This is a genomic window from Halorubrum tebenquichense DSM 14210 (assembly GCF_000337415.1).
Lineage (GTDB): Archaea > Halobacteriota > Halobacteria > Halobacteriales > Haloferacaceae > Halorubrum > Halorubrum tebenquichense.
Window position 1 is genome coordinate 14,712 of sequence record NZ_AOJD01000047.1, and the last position, 16,663, is coordinate 31,374.

General features: G+C 71.3%; 16 protein-coding genes. 11 read left to right on the plus strand and 5 right to left on the minus strand.

The features are described 5' to 3' along the window. The first annotated feature begins 132 nt into the window (after positions 1 to 132). From C472_RS17280 to rpsJ, 5 genes are all read left to right on the plus strand, one after another. Positions 133 to 273 (plus strand): hypothetical protein, encoded by a 141-nt coding sequence (locus C472_RS17280; RefSeq protein ID WP_161612625.1) that lies wholly within the window; start codon positions 133 to 135, stop codon positions 271 to 273. Beyond that, the gene (locus tag C472_RS08105; protein WP_006629333.1) at positions 270 to 878 is read left to right on the plus strand and encodes a hypothetical protein; all 609 of its coding nucleotides are present in this window, start codon (positions 270 to 272) and stop codon (positions 876 to 878) included. The genes C472_RS17280 and C472_RS08105 overlap by 4 nt, the downstream gene beginning before the upstream one ends. Continuing rightward, entirely contained in the window at positions 875 to 1,861 is a 987-nt protein-coding gene (locus C472_RS08110; RefSeq protein ID WP_006629334.1) for a homoserine dehydrogenase, read from the plus strand. The genes C472_RS08105 and C472_RS08110 overlap by 4 nt, the downstream gene beginning before the upstream one ends. 178 nt (positions 1,862 to 2,039) lie before the next feature. Beyond that, positions 2,040 to 3,305 carry a translation elongation factor EF-1 subunit alpha gene (gene tuf, locus C472_RS08115; RefSeq protein ID WP_006629335.1) on the plus strand — a complete coding sequence of 422 codons (1,266 nt, stop codon included), beginning with the start codon at positions 2,040 to 2,042 and terminating at the stop codon, positions 3,303 to 3,305. Positions 3,306 to 3,308: 3 nt separating this feature from the next. After that, the gene (rpsJ, locus tag C472_RS08120) at positions 3,309 to 3,617 is read left to right on the plus strand and encodes a 30S ribosomal protein S10 (RefSeq protein ID WP_004048854.1); all 309 of its coding nucleotides are present in this window, start codon (positions 3,309 to 3,311) and stop codon (positions 3,615 to 3,617) included. 83 nt (positions 3,618 to 3,700) lie between these two features. On the opposite strand, the gene C472_RS08125 is transcribed toward rpsJ, so the two are convergent. Both C472_RS08125 and C472_RS08130 read right to left on the minus strand, forming a co-directional pair. Beyond that, positions 3,701 to 4,261 carry a rhomboid family intramembrane serine protease gene (locus C472_RS08125; protein ID WP_006629336.1) on the minus strand — a complete coding sequence of 187 codons (561 nt, stop codon included), beginning with the start codon at positions 4,259 to 4,261 and terminating at the stop codon, positions 3,701 to 3,703. Positions 4,262 to 4,330: 69 nt separating this feature from the next. Then, the gene (locus tag C472_RS08130) at positions 4,331 to 4,624 is read right to left on the minus strand and encodes a hypothetical protein (protein WP_006629337.1); all 294 of its coding nucleotides are present in this window, start codon (positions 4,622 to 4,624) and stop codon (positions 4,331 to 4,333) included. A gap of 118 nt (positions 4,625 to 4,742) precedes the next feature. Here C472_RS08130 and C472_RS08135 point away from each other — a divergent pair, with 118 nt between their 5' ends. Genes C472_RS08135 through C472_RS08150 form a run of 4 tightly spaced genes read left to right on the plus strand, consistent with a single transcriptional unit; the run spans position 4,743 to position 10,491 of the window. After that, positions 4,743 to 5,876 (plus strand): lysylphosphatidylglycerol synthase transmembrane domain-containing protein, encoded by a 1,134-nt coding sequence (locus C472_RS08135; RefSeq protein WP_049906462.1) that lies wholly within the window; start codon positions 4,743 to 4,745, stop codon positions 5,874 to 5,876. 30 nt (positions 5,877 to 5,906) lie between these two features. After that, entirely contained in the window at positions 5,907 to 7,088 is a 1,182-nt protein-coding gene (locus tag C472_RS08140) for a hypothetical protein (RefSeq protein WP_006629339.1), read from the plus strand. A 39-nt stretch (positions 7,089 to 7,127) separates the two neighbouring features. Further along, a complete protein-coding gene (locus C472_RS08145; protein WP_006629340.1) occupies positions 7,128 to 8,252 on the plus strand; it encodes an extracellular solute-binding protein in 1,125 nt (374 codons plus the stop codon). Between the two features lie 13 nt (positions 8,253 to 8,265). Further along, entirely contained in the window at positions 8,266 to 10,491 is a 2,226-nt protein-coding gene (locus tag C472_RS08150) for a DUF7846 domain-containing protein (RefSeq protein WP_006629341.1), read from the plus strand. Between the two features lie 359 nt (positions 10,492 to 10,850). Here C472_RS08150 and C472_RS08155 read toward each other — a convergent pair whose 3' ends face one another. The 3 genes from C472_RS08155 to C472_RS08165 all read right to left on the minus strand — a co-directional run bounded on the left by C472_RS08155 (position 10,851) and on the right by C472_RS08165 (position 13,914). After that, positions 10,851 to 11,504: a dolichyl-phosphate hexose transferase gene (locus C472_RS08155; protein WP_241432960.1), complete on the minus strand. Its 654-nt coding sequence runs from the start codon at positions 11,502 to 11,504 to the stop codon at positions 10,851 to 10,853. Between the two features lie 197 nt (positions 11,505 to 11,701). After that, positions 11,702 to 13,351, minus strand: a complete 1,650-nt coding sequence (locus C472_RS08160) for a GMC family oxidoreductase (protein WP_006629343.1) — start codon at positions 13,349 to 13,351, stop codon at positions 11,702 to 11,704. Continuing rightward, positions 13,348 to 13,914, minus strand: a complete 567-nt coding sequence (locus C472_RS08165) for a gluconate 2-dehydrogenase subunit 3 family protein (RefSeq protein WP_006629344.1) — start codon at positions 13,912 to 13,914, stop codon at positions 13,348 to 13,350. Before C472_RS08165 ends, C472_RS08160 begins: the two co-directional genes overlap by 4 nt. A gap of 100 nt (positions 13,915 to 14,014) precedes the next feature. Here C472_RS08165 and C472_RS08170 point away from each other — a divergent pair, with 100 nt between their 5' ends. Continuing rightward, positions 14,015 to 15,625 (plus strand): ABC transporter permease, encoded by a 1,611-nt coding sequence (locus C472_RS08170; protein ID WP_006629345.1) that lies wholly within the window; start codon positions 14,015 to 14,017, stop codon positions 15,623 to 15,625. A 101-nt stretch (positions 15,626 to 15,726) separates the two neighbouring features. Beyond that, positions 15,727 to 16,662, plus strand: a complete 936-nt coding sequence (locus tag C472_RS08175) for an NAD-dependent epimerase/dehydratase family protein (protein WP_006629346.1) — start codon at positions 15,727 to 15,729, stop codon at positions 16,660 to 16,662. Position 16,663: the final 1 nt, after the last annotated feature.

Below are 16,663 nucleotides of genomic sequence, written 5' to 3' on the forward strand. Positions count from 1 at the left end.
TAACTGTGTGGGTGAGGGCGTCCCTTCGAGGCGGGCTCACCCGACTCCGTGAGGCACGTTGACAACCACGGCGGCGAGGCAACGCCTGCCCCCGCCGAAGGCTTATACCGGATCGTCCGACTCCGTTCGGGTATGCAGACGGGCACGACTCCCCTCTGGCGCGCCGCGGCGGAGCCACCGAGCGATCGCTCCACGTCGGGGACAGGAACGTGTCCGCGGACGCCGAACCGCGACCGAACCGCCCGCGATGGGGTCGCGGAGGTGGCGGCGTGAGCGACGGTCGCGACGGGGTCCCCGAGACCGCGTCCGACGAGCCGGAGTCGTCGGCCCCGGGCGCGTCTCCGGACGGGGGTCACGCGGCCGCGACGCCCTCGACGCACACGGTCCGGCTGGAGCTCGTCGACGAGCCGGGCCAGCTGCTCGCCGCGCTCCACCCGATCGCGGACAACGGCGGGAACCTCCTGTCGATCTACCACGAGCGCGGGAACAAGACCCCCCGCGGCCGGATCCCGGTCGAGGTCGACTTCGAGGCGACCGCGGAGCGGTTCGAGGGGATCGTCGACGCCCTCCGCAGTGAGGGCGTGAACGTGATGCAGGCGGGGACGGAGCGGTACGCCGAGGAGGTGACGATCCTCCTGTTCGGCCACCTCATCGACACGGACCTCTCGGACACGCTCTCGCGGATCGAGGCCTGCGAGTCGGCCTCGGTCGCCGACGTGTCGCTGGCGGCCCCGCAGGGGACCGAGGAGGTGTCGAGCGCGCGGCTCCGGCTCGAAGCCCGCGCGGGCGAGACGGACGCGGCGATCGCGGCCGTCCGAGACCTCGCGGCCGACAAGGAGCTCCGCGTCGTCGAGCCGCTCACGGGGGTGGACGCGTGAGACTCGCCGTTATCGGGGCGGGCGCGGTCGGGCGCTCCGTCGTCGAACTCGCGGGCGAATACGGCCACGAGGTCGTCGCCGTCGCCGACTCGTCGAGCGCGGTCGTCGCGGACGGAGGCGGGACCGCGAGTACCGGGGTCGACCCCGACGCCGTCGTCGCGCGGAAGGCGGAACGCGGGATCGTCGGCGACGACGACCCGGACGACGCGCTCGCGGCGGACTACGACGTCCTCGTCGAGGCGACGCCGACGACGCTCGACGACGCCGAGCCCGGCTTCTCGCACGTGACCCGCGCGCTGGAGCGCGACCGCCACGCCGTCCTCGCGAACAAGGGGCCGGTCGCGGAGCGGTTCGGCGACCTGCGTGCGGCCGTCGCGGACAGCGACGGCGAGATCCGGTTCGAGGCCACGGTCGGCGGCGCGATTCCGGCGGTGTCGACCGTCGAGGACATCGAGCCGGGCCACGTCACCGCGGTCCGCGGCGTGCTCAACGGGACGGCGAACTTCATCCTCACGCGGATGGCCGCGGAGGGGCTCGACTACGACCACGTGCTCGCGGAGGCGCAGGACCTCGGCGTCGCCGAGGCGGACCCCTCCTTCGACGTGGACGGGACCGACGCGGCGCTGAAGTGCGTCATCCTCGCGAACGTCCTCTCGTTCGGCGCGGCGGACGACCCGGCGGACGCGCGGGAGTTCACGCTCGCGGACGCGGACGTGGAAGGGATCCGCGACGTGCCCGGCTCGGCGCTCCGGCTCGCGGCCGAGGACGGGCGGACGGTGCGGCTCATCGGCGAGGCGACCGGCGACACGGTCCGCGTCGCGCCGCGGCTCGTCCCAGAGAACGGAACGCTCGCGGTCTCCGGGACCCAGAACATCGTCCAGATAGAGACCTCTCACGCCGGTCGGCTCAACATCTCCGGGCGCGGCGCGGGCGGCCCCGAGACCGCGAGCGCGGTCCTCGGTGACGTGGGGCGGCTGGAGTAATCGCGCCCACGATCGACCCCCCTATCGGTCGGTCGGCCTTCGCGTGCGGCGGCGTGGCGTGCCCCGCGTTGTCGAGAATCGCCGGACTGCGGCCCGATACTCTGTGGTACGTATCGAAACCGTTTTAGTGGAATCAACCGAAACTTACTCACAGAGCGCCTTAGCGCGTGATTACCCCATGAGTGACAAACCGCACCAGAATCTGGCCATCATCGGCCACGTCGACCACGGCAAGAGTACGCTCGTGGGTCGCCTCCTCTTCGAGACGGGGAGCGTCCCCGAGCACGTAATCGAGCAGCACCGCGAGGAAGCCGAAGAGAAGGGCAAGGGCGGCTTCGAGTTCGCCTACGTGATGGACAACCTCGCCGAGGAGCGCGAGCGCGGCGTCACGATCGACATCGCCCATCAGGAGTTCGACACCGACGAGTACTACTTCACCATCGTCGACTGTCCGGGCCACCGTGACTTCGTGAAGAACATGATCACGGGTGCCTCGCAGGCCGACAACGCGGTGCTCGTCGTCGCGGCCGACGACGGCGTCGCGCCCCAGACCCGAGAGCACGTGTTCCTGGCCCGCACGCTGGGCATCAACGAGCTCATCATCGGCGTCAACAAGATGGACCTGGTCGACTACCAGGAGTCCTCCTACAAGGAGGTCATCGGCGAGGTCGAGGACCTGCTCAACCAGGTCCGCTTCGCGACCGACGACACCACGTTCGTGCCGATCTCGGCGTTCGAGGGCGACAACGTCGCCGAGGAGTCCGAGAACACCGACTGGTTCGACGGGCCGACTCTGCTGGAGGCGCTGAACGACCTGCCGGAGGCCGAGCCGCCGACGGACGCGCCGCTCCGCCTCCCCATCCAGGACGTCTACACCATCTCCGGTATCGGGACCGTCCCCGTGGGACGCGTCGAGACCGGGATTCTCAACACCGGCGACAACGTCTCCTTCCAGCCGTCCGACGTGGGCGGCGAGGTGAAGACGGTCGAGATGCACCACGAAGAGGTGCCCAAGGCCGAGCCCGGTGACAACGTCGGGTTCAACGTCCGCGGCATCGGCAAGGACGACATCCGCCGCGGTGACGTCTGTGGCCCGGCCGACGACCCGCCGAGCGTCGCCGAGACGTTCCAGGCGCAGGTCGTCGTCATGCAGCACCCGTCGGTCATTACGGCCGGCTACACGCCGGTCTTCCACGCCCACACGGCGCAGGTCGCCTGTACGATCGAGTCCATCGATCAGAAGATCGACCCCTCGTCCGGTGAGGTCGCCGAGGAGAACCCGGACTTCATCAAGTCCGGCGACGCCGCGGTCGTCACCGTGCGCCCGCAGAAGCCGCTCAGCATCGAGCCGTCCGGCGAGATTCCGGAACTCGGCAGCTTCGCCATCCGCGACATGGGTCAGACCATCGCGGCCGGCAAGGTGCTGGAAGTCAACGAGCGATAATCGATGCAGCAGGCACGCGTCCGCCTCGCCGGCACGAGCCCCGAGGACCTCGACGACATCTGCGACGACGTCCGCGAGATCGCGGACTCGACGGGAGTCGCCCTGTCGGGCCCGATCCCGCTGCCGACGAAGACGCTCGAGATCCCGTCGCGAAAGTCCCCGGACGGTGAGGGGACGGCGACGTGGGAGCACTGGGAGATGCGCGTCCACAAGCGTCTGATCGACATCGACGCCGACGAACGCGCGCTCCGCCAGCTCATGCGCGTCCAAGTGCCGAACGACGTCAGCATCGAGATCGTTCTGGAAGACTGAGCGCTAGGGCGTTTCTCTACCCCCTCTTTGTTTTCACCCGCCGAGCGACTGCGCCGGCGACGCCGCGGGGGCGGGACTCGGCTTCACCGCGCGTCGAGGAGTCCGACCCGACCGGCCGCGAGCCCGCAGAACGCGCCGGTCGCGTGCGCTATCAGCGCGACGCCCGGCGCGGCCGTCGTGACGGTGAGGGCGACGGCGACGAGACCGAACAGCAGGAACTGGACGCGCGGCGAGAGCCGCAGGCGGTCGAACAGCGTCGCGCTCACGACGTTGCCCGCGAGCAGGTAGCCGCCGAGCGCGAAGACTGCGCCGCTGAGTCCGAGGACGGCGGCCCGGGGACCGAGCAGGCCGCCGACGGTCACCTGCGCGAGGCCCGCGAGCGCGCCGGTGGTCACGACGAACGCGTGGAAGCGGACGCGGGTCGTCCGCCGCTCGACGAGGGGACCGACGAGCAGCAGCGAGAGGGCGTTCGCCAGCAGGTGACTCACGGAGGCGTGCGCGTACACGCTGGTGACGAGCGTCCACGGGGCGACGGACACCGGAGTCGACAGCGCGAACAGCCCCGCGAGACCGACGACGCCGAGCGCGGCCTGAACAGCGCCGACGAGGAGGGCGATTCCGAGCGTTTCGAGGGTCGCACGCATCGAGCGGCTGTTGGACCCGAGCGGTGAAAAGGGTGTGCGGGGTCGCTCGCGGATCCGCGTCGACCGTCGTCAGATCACGTCGTCGGGGTCGTGCGCGTCCGCCATCCGCGTCGCCTCCGCGGCGTACCGCTTGCGGTCGTCGGGGTCATCGACGGTTCCGACGTTCGACGGCGGCGCGTCGACGGCGGCCGTGGTGTCGCGCACGTCCGCGAAGGAGGTGAGCGCCCGCTCCTTGCGGAAGTAGCGCTCGCCGTCCGGCGTCGCGTACGTGAGGATCACCATGTTCTGCTCGTCGTCGGAGTACGTGCGCTCGACGAGCCACATTCGAACCCCGTCGCCATCGGTCGCTTCGCTCGCGTTCATGACGTGTCGTTCGACACCAACGAGCAAACGCGTTACGCCGGGACGCCGTCGGTCTCGGCCCGAGACTCGCCTCCCCGAACCGCCAGCGTTATGTTCTTTAGGGCGACCTAAACAAATGATGAATCCGCGCGTCGCCGCCGCTCGGCTCCGCGAGCGACTTTCCGGAATCCGCGAGCGCCTCCCGCGGGGCTCTATCGCGGTCGCGGGGACGGTCCTCGTTCTCGCCGTCGGCGGCGCGGTGCTGGCGCGGACGCTGGACGTCGGGGCCGTCGTCGGGGCCGCGGCCGCCGCGGACCCGCGACTCCTCCTCGCGGCGCTCGTCGTCTACCTGCTGTCGTGGCCGGTCCGGGGCCGGCGGTACGGCGATATTCTCGCGCCCATGGGACACCGCTGTCGGACCGGCTTCCTCACGGCGGCCGTGTTCGCCAGCCAGACCGCGAACCTGATCGTCCCCGCGCGGGCGGGCGACGGGGTCCGCGCGTACCTCCTGAAGCGCCGGCGCGAGGTGCCGTACCCGACCGGCGTCGCGTCGCTGGCGGTCGAGCGCGCCTTCGACCTGGTCGCGCTCGGCGCGCTGGGCGGGGCCGCGCTCGCGGCCCTCCTCGCCGGCGGCCGGTCCGTGCCCCCGGACGGGTCGGGGCGGGCGGTCGCGGCCGCCGCCGGGACCGCGTTCGCGGCCGCGGCGTTCTCCGTCGTCGCCGTCGCGGTCGCTCGCACCGACCGTCGGTTCGGTCCGGCCCTCCGCGAGCGCACGGCCGGATCCCGGCTTTCGGGGGTCGTCGACGCCGCCGTCCGGTTCGGTGCCGCCGTCCGGGTCGTCGCCGCCGACGCCGGGGCGGTCGCTCGGGTGTCGCTCGCGAGCGGCGTCGTGTGGGCGGCCGACGCCCTGACCGCGGTGCTCGTGCTCGCCGCGCTCGTCGGCGGATTCGGCGGCGGGGTCGACCCCGCGACGCTCCTCGTCGTCGGCACGCTCGCGGTCTCGGCCGGGAACCTCGCGAAGGTGCTGCCGCTCTCGCAAGGCGGGATCGGACTGTACGAGGCGGCGTTCACCGGAATCGTCGTCGCGACCACCCCGATTCCGGCCGAGACCGCGCTCGCCGCGGCGGCGCTCGACCACGCGCTGAAAAACGCCGTCACGCTCGCTGGCGGGGGCGTCGTCGCGGCCGCGTTCGACCTCTCGGTCACCCGCTCCCCGGACGAACCGGAGCCGGAACCGGACGCGGCCGCGACGCGGTCGGCGTCGGACCGCTAAACTTTTAGGTAAGCCTAAAAACAAGCTCGTATGGATGCGACCGCCTCGGACCGCGACGGTCCGGACACCTGCGTGATCGTCCCGACGATCCGGGAGTACGAGTGCGTCCGCGCGTACGTCGAGAACGCCCGCGACCACGGGTTCGACGTCTCGCGGCTCCACTTCGTCCTGGTAACTGAGGACTTCTGTGAGACCGACGAGATGCGTGCGATGCTCGACGACCTGGGCGTCTCCGGCGAGGTGTTCGACGGGACCCGCCGCGAGGAGTGGTACGAGGCGAACGGCGCGGCGGCGTACGGTCACGTCGTTCCGGCCGCGAGCCACGCCGAGACGAGCTTCGGCCTCCTCTACATGTGGGCCGACGAGTCGTTCGACTACGGCGTGTTCATCGACGACGACACGCTGCCCCACGACGACGTCGACTACTTCGGCCGTCACATGGAGAACCTCGCGTTCGGCGGCGAGATCGAGCGCGTCAGCTCCGACGAGGACTGGGTCAACGTCCTCTATCAGAACGCCGACGAACACGGGCTCTACCCCCGCGGCTACCCCTACGCCGCGATGGACGAGACGGTCGAGACGGACTCGGTCGGAGTCGAGGCCGGCGAGGTCGTCGCCTCGCAGGGGTTGTGGACCAATGTCCCAGACCTCGACGCCGTTCGGATCCTGATGGACGGCGACCTCGAAGGGCAGGCGCAGACCCGCACGAGCGCCGACGACTTCGAGCGCGACTTCGTCGCCGCGCGCGGGAACTACCTCACCGTCTGCTCGATGAACCTCGCGTTCCGCCGGGAGGTGATCCCCGCGTTCTACCAGCTCCCGATGGACGACAACGAGTGGGACGTGGGCCGGTTCGACGACATCTGGTCGGGGCTGTTCCTGAAACGCGCCTGCGACGTGCTGGGCAAGCGGATCTACAACGGCGACCCGCTGTGTAAGCACAACAAGGCCCCGCGCTCGACGTTCGACGACCTCGCGAACGAGGTGGCCGGGCTGGAGCTGAACGAACACGTCTGGGAAGTGGTTGACGAGGCGGGCGACGACGCCGACTCGTACGCCGCCGTCTTCGCCGCGATGGCGGACGCGCTCGCCGAGGGCGAGTTCGACGAGTGGAACAACGGCGCGTTCCTCAACCACTGCGGCGAGTACATGCGCGACTGGCTCGACTGCCTCGACGCGGTCAGCCGGACGCCGGCGGTCGCGGACGACTGAACCGACACGACTAAAACCATTTAGGCAAGCCTAAAACACATGACGAACCACGACCTCACGAACCCGAACCGCAGGCGGTTCCTCGCGAGCGCCGCCGCGGTCGGCGCGGTCGGCCTCGCTGGCTGTAGCGGGACGACAGATGACTCCGACGGCGACGCGCAGTCGAACATCGGACAGATCGGTTCCGGCCGCGAGGGGCGGGGGCTCCCGGGCGGCACGCCGGTCTCGGAGATGCCCGACCTCTCGGGCGAACTGACGGTGTACTCCGGCCGCAACGAGTTCCTCGTCGGGCCGCTCGTCGGGTACATCGACGACCAGTACCCGGACCTCGACCTGACCGTCCGGTACGCCGACTCCACCGACCACGTCAACGCGATCCTCAACGAGGGCGAGGGGTCGCCGGCGGACGTGTTCTACTCCGTCAACGCCGGGTCGCTCGGCGCGCTCGCCGACGAGGGGCGCACGCAGGCGGTCCCGAGCGACGTCGCGGAACTGGTCCGCGAGGAGTTCCGGACCGACCAGTGGATCGGTACCTCCGGGCGCGCTCGGACGGTCCCGTACGACAGCGACGAGTACGACGCCGCCGACGTACCCAGCGACATCATGGCGTTCCCCGAAGAGTTCGACGGCGACCTCGCGTGGGCCCCCTCGTACGGGTCCTGTCAGGCGTTCGTCACCGCGATGCGGATCCTCGAAGGCGACGAGACCACCCGCGAGTGGCTCGAAGCCGTCGTCGAATCGGGCGCGACGGCCTACGACGACGAGTTCCGGGTCTGCGAGGAGATCGCGAACGGGACCGTCGACGCCGGGTTCACGAACCACTACTACATCCAGCGCGTCCTCGACGGCAGCTCGGACGCGGCGATAGACACCGCCTTCACCGAGGGCGACGCCGGCGCGGTGTTCAACGTCGCGGGCGCTGCGATCGTCGACAGCGCTTCGGACGTCGACCTCGCTGGGAACTTCGTCCGGCACCTGCTGTCCGCGGAGGCGCAGGACTACTTTGCGCGCTCGACGTTCGAGTACCCGCTCATCCCCGACGTGGAGCCGATCGGCGATCTCCCGACGATCGACGAACTCGACGTGCCGGACATCGACCTGACGGAGCTGTCCGACCTGGAGGCGACCGTCGACCTCATGCGCGAGGCCGGCGTCGACATCTGACGCGTCCCGCCCCGTGTCGTCCCGTCCCGTCCCGTCCCCTCTCGCGCGGTCCGCGTCTTGGTTCCGCCAGCGGCTCGCTCACGCGGACCGGACGACCGCCGCCGCGGTCTGCGTCTCGCTCGCCGCGGGGCTCCTCACGTTCGCGGTCGCCGCCACCCTGTTCTCGCACCACTCCGCGAACCACGACGAGGGCGTCTACCTCACGCAGGCCGCGCTCCTGCTCGGCGGCCAACTGGAGTTCCACGCCGGGCCGCTCGCCGACGCCGTCCACCCGTGGTTCTTCGTCGAGGACGGCGGACGGCTCTACCCGAAGTACAGCCCCGTCCCGGCGGCGACGTACGCGATCACCACGGCCCTGTTCGACGAGCCGCGGGTGACCCTCGCCGCGGTCGCCGCGGGCAACGCCGCGCTCGTCTACCTGCTCGGCGCGATGACCGCCGGTCGGCGGGCCGGCCTCGCGGCGGCCGTCCTGTTCGCGGCGTCGCCGATGGCGGTCCTCACCGGCGCGACGTTCCTCCCCTACGCGCCGACGACGCTTTTCAACCTCCTGTTCGCGGTCGCGTACCTCCGGAGCGTCCGCGACGGGTTGACCGCGGCCGCCGGGGTCGCCGGGGTCGCGATCGGGGTCGCCTTCTTCGCGCGCCCGTTCACCGCGGTGCTGTTCGCGGCCCCGTTCATCGCCCACGCGCTGTGGCGGGTGGGGTCGGCGGTCGCGGCCGAGGGCCTGAACCTCCCGACGCTCCCCGCCCCGGTCCGCAGGCACGGCCTGACGGCGCTGTTCGGGACGCTGTTCGTCGGCGTCACGCTCGCGTACAACCTGCGGGTGACCGGCTCCGCGCTCACCTTCCCGTACCAGGCGTTCGCGCCCATGGACGGGCCGGGCTTCGGCCAGCGCCGCATCCTCGGCCACTCGGTCGAGTACACGCCCGCGCTGGCGCTCGAATCGAACGGGTACGCGCTGTGGGAGCTCGCGACCCGGTGGGTCGCGGCGGGACCGGTCGGGACGCTGCTCGCGCTCGCCGGCGGCGCGGTCGCGGTCCGGCGGTGGCGCGCCGGTCTCGACCTCGCCCCGGCCGCCGCTCGCGGTGACGGCTCGTCCGGCTCGTCCGGCTCGCCCGGGTCGCGGGCGTTCCGGCGGACGGCGGCCCTGCTCGTCGCCGGCGTCGTCCCAACCGTCGTCGTCGGCAACCTGTTCTTCTGGGGGACGCACAACGCGCTCGCGACGCTGTCGGACCCGACCGACGGGCTGGCGTCGCTGTTCGGCCCGTTCTACCACTTCGACCTGCTCGTGCCGCTGTCGCTGTTCGGCGGGGTCGCCGTCGCCGCCGGAGCGCGGTCGCTGCCGCGGCTCCGCGCGCGGATCGCGGACCGGACCGGCTCCGACGGGGGCGCGCGCGTCGCGGCCGCGCTCGTCGTCGCGGTCGCGCTCGTCGCCGCCGGCGGAGCCGCGGTCGCGACCGCCTCGGAGCCGGTCGAGCGCAACGCGGCGGTCGACGCCAAACACGAGGCCGCCTACGCGCCGTTCGAGGAGGCCGAGTTCGAGGACGCGCTGGTGTTCGTCCCCACGCCGTACGGCGAGTGGCTCAACCACCCGTTCCAGGGGCTTCGGAACGAGCCCGGGCTCGACGGCGACGCGGTGTACGCGCTCGACCGCGACCCGGTCGAGGACTTCGCGGTCCTCGACGCCTACCCGAACCGCACCCACTACCGCTACGGCTACCGCGGGGCGTGGACCGCGGACCCGGACGACCGCGTCACGCCGAAACTGGAGCCGATCGCGGTGCGGTCCGGCTCGCGCGTGGACGCCGAGACGACGGTGGGGGTCCCCGAGCGCGTCGACACCGCCCGGGTCCGGGTCGAGACGCGCCGCGGCGAGGGCCGGGCGGCGTACACGGTGAGCGACCCCGTCGCCGGCGACCCGCTCGCCGTCGAGTGGTCGATCGAAGGGGACGGGATCCGGCTGGCGGGCGCGCCGAACGGCTCGGCGTCGATCGATCCGTCCGGCGACGTGGCTGTCCTCACCGTGACGCTGGTCGCGCCCGACGGCTCGACGTTCACATACCGGCAGGAGGCGACGGTCCGCACGGCCGACTCCGGTCGCGTCGAGGTCGTCTGGCCGCCCGAGCGATCGGTGTGCCGGCTCGTCACGGAGTGCGGGAACGAGGGGACGTACCTCCCCGACAGCCCGGACGAGCACTCGGAGTGGGTGGTCTTCGAGACGGTCGCCGAGACTGACTGAGACCCGGAGGACGGTCGCGCTCGCGGTACCGAATCGAGCAGGGAGGCCGTCGGATTCTCAGCCGCTCACTACGACGTGATTCGTTCCGGTGACACGGCCGCCGAAGCCCCAGCCGCGAGGACTCGCGCGGCTCGCCGCGCGCTTCAGTCGCTCACTCCGTTCGCTCCTTCCAGTGCTTGCTTCGCCGTGCTTCGTCCTCCCGACTGCCCCTTCGAGTCCCACCTGACCGCACAGCACCTCACGCCTCCCCAGCCTCGCGGCTCCCTCCGGTCGCCGCGTCCCTCGCGCGTGCGACTCGCGCCCTGTGGGCGCTCGTCGGCACGCGCCACCGCAGATGGTTTAAAAAGAGTCGTCGCCGCTCAGAACCGTCGGAGCTGCTCTTCGAGGCAGACGGTGACGATCGACTTCGCGATGGCGGCCCCGCCGCCGATCGGGTCGAGTTTCGTCTCGCCGAGGCGCTCGGCGTAGCGGATCGGGCGCTCACGCACGTCGTAGCCGCGCATCAGCGGCCGGATGAGGAGTTCGGCGGAGAGGCCGGTGTTCTCGGTCCAGCCGATGTCCTCGACGACCTCGCGGCGGTACGCGCGCATTCCGGTGGTGGTGTCGTGGACGCGCTCGCCCATCAGGAGGGAGGCGAGCGCCGCGAACGCGTGGTTGCCGAACCGGTTGAACGCGGGCATCGCTTCCGCGCCGTGGTAGAGCCGGTCGCCGCTCACCACGTCCGCGCCGTCGTTGATCTCGGCGAGGAACTCCGGGAGCGCCTCCATCGGATACGTGTCGTCGCAGTCGGTCGTGACGACCACGGGGCGGTCGGGCGTCAAGACCGCCTCCCGAACGGCGACGCCGTACCCCTGCGGCTCCTGCTCGATGACCGTCGCGCCGTGTCCCCGTGCGATTTCCGGCGTCCGGTCCGAGGAGCCGTCGACGCAGACGACCTCCGCCTCCCCGTCGGTGACCTCGTCGATGTCCTCAAGGACCGTCGCGATCGCCTCCTCCTCGTTGTACGTTCCCATCACGACGCTGAGGTCCGCGAAGGTGTACGGTTCGGCGGCCTCGTCGGTCGCCTCGTCCGCGTCGCTCGCCGCGTCGGCGTCGCCGTCGACGGCGGCCGCGGACCCGTTCGTCGCGTGCGCTGAGTCGCTCATTACCCGGAACTCCGCCCGCACGCACTTGACTTTTTAGGTTTACCTAAATTAGTGGCGGCGAGCCGTCACGTCCGGTCGCCGAGCCAGCCGGCCACGTCGTCGCCGACGCGGAGCGCGAGCGCGGCGATGGTGAGCGTGGGGTTCATCGCGCCGCTCGTCGGGAAGACGGAGCTGGAGGCGATCCAGCAGTTTTCGAGGTCGTGAGTCCGGCAGTCGGCGTCGACGACGCCCCGATCGGGGTCGTCGCTCATCCGCGTCGTCCCCATGTGGTGGTAGGCGGGTCCGGTGGCGTCCGGGCCGGCGACCCACTCGACGTCGGCCCCGAGTTCTTCGAGGACCTCCACTTGGATCTCGTTGGCCCGTTCGATCGTGTCGAGCGCGCGGTCGCCGACGGTCCAGTCGATCTCGGGGATGGGGTTGCCGCGGTCGTCGGTCCGGTCGTCGGCGAGCGTGATCCGGCTGTCGGCGTCGGGGAGCTGCTCGACGAGCGCGCCCATCGCGACGTGGTTCCCGTACTCGCCGCGCAGGCGCTCTAAGAGGGGGTCGCCCCAGTCGTCGCCCGTCAGCGCCGACTCCACCGGCGAGGGGCCGGCGTAGTTGAAGAACTCCAGTTTGAACGGAGCCTGCGTCTCGTCGGCCTCGTCGTAGAACTGGTCGCAGGCGCTGGTGTAGAAGCCGACGTGGTTCTGTCGCGTCGGCTCGTCGAGCGTCCCGCCCGCCCCCGCGAACAGGTGGTCCATGAAGAACCGCCCGACCGCCCCGCTGGCGTTCGCCAGCCCGTCGGGGTAGCGGTCGGACGCGGAGAGCAGGAGGAGCCGCGGCGTCTCCACCCCGCCGGCGGCGACGACGAACGCGTCCGCTTCCTGTCTGTGCGTCTCGCCGTCGGGCGTCGCGTAGACGGCCGCGGTCACCCGGTCGTCGCCGTCGTGGTCGAGCCGCTCGACCGGCGCGCGGTCGATCACGGTCGCGCCCGCGTCCTCGGCGCGCTCGACGTGGACCGTCGCGTCGTACTTCGCGCCCGAGGGACACACCGGCTGGCAGGTGCCGTAGCCGACGCAGGCCGACCGCCCGTCGTACGCCTCGGAGTTGCGCGCGTTCGGCACCGAGTGCATGTCGATCCCGACCGCCTCGCAGGCCTCGGCGAACAGCGAGTCGCTGTGGGACGGCTCGAACGCCGGCATCGGGTGCGGCTCCTCCCGGGGCGGCGCGTAGGGGTTGTCGGACGCGCCCGCGACGCCGAGTTCGCGCTCCGCCTCGGCGTAGTAGGGCCGCAGGTCCGCGTAGTCGATCGGCCAGTCGGGACCCGCGCCGCGCTCGGCTCCGGAGTTGAAGTCGTCCTCGTGGAGCCGCATCACCATCCCCTGCCAGTGGAGCGTCGACCCGCCGACGCCCTTCACGCGGGCGTGGTTCAGCGGGTAATCCCACTCCGTCGACCCGGCGTTCTCGTAGGCGTCGCGCGCGCCGCCCACGTCCCACACGTCGGGGCGGCCGTAGGACGGCCGGATCGCCCGCTCCTGTCGCGCGAGCCGGTCCGCGGGATCGAAGCGCGGCCCGGCGTCGAGTATCACCACCTCGCGGTCGCCCGCCAGCCGGTCGGCGACGAGCGCCCCCGCGGGCCCCGCGCCGACGACGCAGACGTCCGCGTCGGCGACGGGCGTCCGGTCCACCGCGGCCGCGTTCCCGGCGCTCCCCGCCGGCCCGTCTCCCGCGCTCATCGCGGCCCCCGCCGGTAGCTCTCTGCGCCGCCCGGATGCCCCTGCGGGTTCTCGATGCCCACCAGTTCGCCGCCGGTCGGGGAGGCGTAGAACGCGAGCAGCAGTTCGTTGACGACGTAGTAGCGGACCCGCTCGGCGGTCGTCCCGTCCGGGTCCTCGTCGGCGATATCAGCGCCGACCTCCCTGAGGTGTCGGTCGCGGACCGCGGGGTCGAGGTCGGCGACCGCGCCGCCGTGCCACGACCGGGCGAGCCGGTTCAGCTCCGCGACCGCCTCGCGGACGCCCGCCGCGTGCGCGGAGCCGTCGAGCCTGCCGTCGAGGAACCCGTCGACGAACTCCTCGACCCCAGTGGCGTCGTCGGGGTAGACGACCGCCGCGACGGCGGTCAGGGTCTCGCGGACCGTCTCGTCGTCGGCGGGCGCGTCGTCTCCGGTCCCGTCGCCTCCCGAGTCGCCGCCGGCGTCGCGGCCGCGGTCCGCGGCGACGCGCGCGCCGAGCGCGACCCCGCCGCTCGCGCCGAGGGCGGCCAGCGCCGCCGCCGCGTCGCGCCGCGTCAGTTCCATAGAGGTTTTAGGCATCCCTAAATTAATATATCCGTCGGAGCGCGATCGGAACCCCTAACGGCGGTTGCGTCCATCCTTCGACCGACAGGCGTCCCCGACCATGAGCCCGATAACCCGGATCCGCGACCGGCTGACCGACGGGGAGGACCGAGTACCGCTGGGGCTGACGCTGCTGTGTGCGGCGATCGCGGCCGTCCTCGTCTTCCCGCTGGCGTGGCTCGTGATCGAGGCGGTCACCGTCGATCCCGCGCGCGCCGTCGAACTCACCCTCAGCGTCCGCACCGCCGAGACCGTCGTCAACAGCCTCCTCCTGATGGTCGGCGTCACGGCGCTGTCGATCGCGATCGGCGTCCCGCTCGCGTACCTCACCGCCCGGACCGACCTCCCGTTCCGGCGGTTCTGGGCGGTGGCGGCCGCCCTCCCGCTCGTCGTGCCCAGCTACGTCGGCGCGTTCTCGTTCGTCTCCGCGTTCGGCCCCCGCGGGGAGTTCCACGAGATTCTCTCGCCGCTCGGGATCGAGCGGGTTCCGGAGATATACGGCCTCCCCGGGTCGATACTCGTCATCACGCTGTACACGTACCCCTACGTCTACCTGACGACGCGGGCCGCGCTGCTGTCGTTCGACACCACGCTGTTGGAGGCGGCGCGGACGCTGAACCACGGTCGCCTCGCGTCGTTCCGCCGGGTGACGCTGCCCGCGATCCGCCCGGCGATCGCCGCCGGGTCGCTGCTCGCGGCGCTGTACGCGGTCTCCGACTTCGGGACGCCGTCGATCATGCGGCTGTCGGTGTTCACCCGGCAGATATACGTCGAGTACAACTCCTTCGGGAGCGACTACGCCGCGCTGCTCTCCTTACAGCTGCTCGTCGTCGTGCTGTTCGTGCTCGCGCTGGAGTGGCTCGTGCGCTCCGACGCGTCCTCGCACGGCGACGACGCGGGCCGCACCGACGATCGGGTGTCGCTCGGCCGCCTCCGGTGGCCGGCGACGCTCCTACCCGCGGGGGTGTCCGCGCTCGCGCTCCTCGTCCCGCTGTGGATCCTCGGCCTGTGGCTGCTCCGGTCGGAGGCGGGCCGCCGCCCGTCGATGGCGTTCGAGCCGGTCTACGTGCTCAACTCGCTGTCGGTGTCGCTGGCGGCGGCGGTCGTCGCCGCGCTGGCGGCAATCCCCATCGCGTACTTCGCCGCGAACCACGACTCGCGGCTCGCCGTCCTCTTCGAGCGCGCGACGTACGTCGGCTTCGCGGTGCCCGGTATCGTCCTCGCGCTGGCGCTCGTCTACTTCGGCTCCGGCTACCTGCCGTGGATCTACCAGACGCTGCCGCTCCTCGTGTTCGCGTACGTCGTGCGTTTCCTCCCGCAGGCGGTCGGGTCGAGCCGCACGTCGATCCTCCAGGTCGACCCCCGGCTCGTGGAGGCGGGCCGGACGCTCGGCGAGTCCTCGATGGGGGCGTTCAAGCGGGTCACGCTCCCGCTCACCCGGTCGGGGATCGTCGCCGGGGCCGCCCTGGTGTTCCTCACCGCGATGAAGGAACTCCCCGTCACGCTGATCCTCCGCCCCTCCGGGTTCGAGACGATCGTCACCCAGATCTGGCGCGCGCAGGCGTCCGCGCTGTACCAGTACGCCGTGGTGCCGACGCTGATCCTGCTCGTCATCTCCGGCCTCTCGATGGTCGTCCTCCTCTCGCAAGAGGGCGGTCAAGAGGGACTGTAACCCCCACCCCGGCCGGTTGGAGGAACGACCGCGCTCGACGTACCCCACCGACCGCGCTCGCGATCCCACACGTACTTACCCGCCACCGCCGACAGACCGGTATGAAACTCGCCGATTCGCGCGTCCTCGTCACCGGCGGAGCCGGGCTGGTCGGAAGCCACCTCGCCGCGAGCCTGCTCGACCGCGGGGCGACCGTCCGCGTCGCCGACGACCTCTCGAAGGGGGCCCGCGACCGCGTGCCGGACGGGGCCGCGTTCGTCGAGGCGGACCTGACCGACCCCGACGAGGTCGCCCGCGCGGTGACCGGCGACCTCGACATCGTCTTCCACTTCGCGGCGTACACGGACACGAACTACGACGACGACCGCGTCCTCTTCGAGGAGAACACCGAGATGACGTACAACGTCTTAGACCGGATGCGCGAGATCGGTATCGACCGCTTCGCGTTCACCTCCTCGTCGACCGTGTACGGCGAAGCGCCGCGGCCGACCCCGGAGGACTACGCCCCCCTCGAACCCATCTCGATCTACGGCTCCTCGAAGCTCGCCGACGAGGGGTTGATCTCGACGCACGCCCACTCGTACGGGATTCAGTCGTGGGTGTTCCGGTTCGCGAACATCGTCGGGCCGCACCAGCGCGGGAACGTGATCCCCGACTTCATCGAGAAGCTGGACGCCGACCCGAGCGACCTCGAGATCCTCGGCGACGGCCGGCAGGAGAAGTCGTACATGCACGTCACCGAGTGTGTCGACGCCATCCGGCACGTCGTCGAGACCGCGGACGACGAGTACAACGTCTACAATCTCGGGACGCGGACGACCACGTCGGTGACACGAATCGCGGACATCGTCAGCGAGGAGCTGGGCGTCGCCCCCGAGTACTCCTACACCGGCGGCGACCGCGGGTGGACGGGCGACGTGCCGAAGATGCGGCTGTCGATCGAGAACCTGTCCGCGTTGGGGTGGGACCCCTCTATCGAGAGCGACGAGGCGGTCCGGCGCGCGGCGCGGCAGTTGATCGACGAAATCGTCGACTGAG

Excerpts from the sequence above, each read along its gene's own strand:
- C472_RS17280 (WP_161612625.1), top strand. The coding sequence starts at position 133 with ATGCAGACGGGCACGACTCCCCTCTGGCGCGCCGCGGCGGAGCCACCG.
- tuf (WP_006629335.1), top strand. The coding sequence starts at position 2,040 with ATGAGTGACAAACCGCACCAGAATCTGGCCATCATCGGCCACGTCGAC.
- rpsJ (WP_004048854.1), top strand. The coding sequence starts at position 3,309 with ATGCAGCAGGCACGCGTCCGCCTCGCCGGCACGAGCCCCGAGGACCTC.
- C472_RS08125 (WP_006629336.1), bottom strand. The coding sequence starts at position 4,261 with ATGCGTGCGACCCTCGAAACGCTCGGAATCGCCCTCCTCGTCGGCGCT.
- C472_RS08130 (WP_006629337.1), bottom strand. The coding sequence starts at position 4,624 with ATGAACGCGAGCGAAGCGACCGATGGCGACGGGGTTCGAATGTGGCTC.
- C472_RS08135 (WP_049906462.1), top strand. The coding sequence starts at position 4,743 with ATGAATCCGCGCGTCGCCGCCGCTCGGCTCCGCGAGCGACTTTCCGGA.
- C472_RS08140 (WP_006629339.1), top strand. The coding sequence starts at position 5,907 with ATGGATGCGACCGCCTCGGACCGCGACGGTCCGGACACCTGCGTGATC.
- C472_RS08145 (WP_006629340.1), top strand. The coding sequence starts at position 7,128 with ATGACGAACCACGACCTCACGAACCCGAACCGCAGGCGGTTCCTCGCG.
- C472_RS08155 (WP_241432960.1), bottom strand. The coding sequence starts at position 11,504 with ATGGGAACGTACAACGAGGAGGAGGCGATCGCGACGGTCCTTGAGGAC.
- C472_RS08160 (WP_006629343.1), bottom strand. The coding sequence starts at position 13,351 with ATGAGCGCGGGAGACGGGCCGGCGGGGAGCGCCGGGAACGCGGCCGCG.
- C472_RS08165 (WP_006629344.1), bottom strand. The coding sequence starts at position 13,914 with ATGGAACTGACGCGGCGCGACGCGGCGGCGGCGCTGGCCGCCCTCGGC.
- C472_RS08170 (WP_006629345.1), top strand. The coding sequence starts at position 14,015 with ATGAGCCCGATAACCCGGATCCGCGACCGGCTGACCGACGGGGAGGAC.
- C472_RS08175 (WP_006629346.1), top strand. The coding sequence starts at position 15,727 with ATGAAACTCGCCGATTCGCGCGTCCTCGTCACCGGCGGAGCCGGGCTG.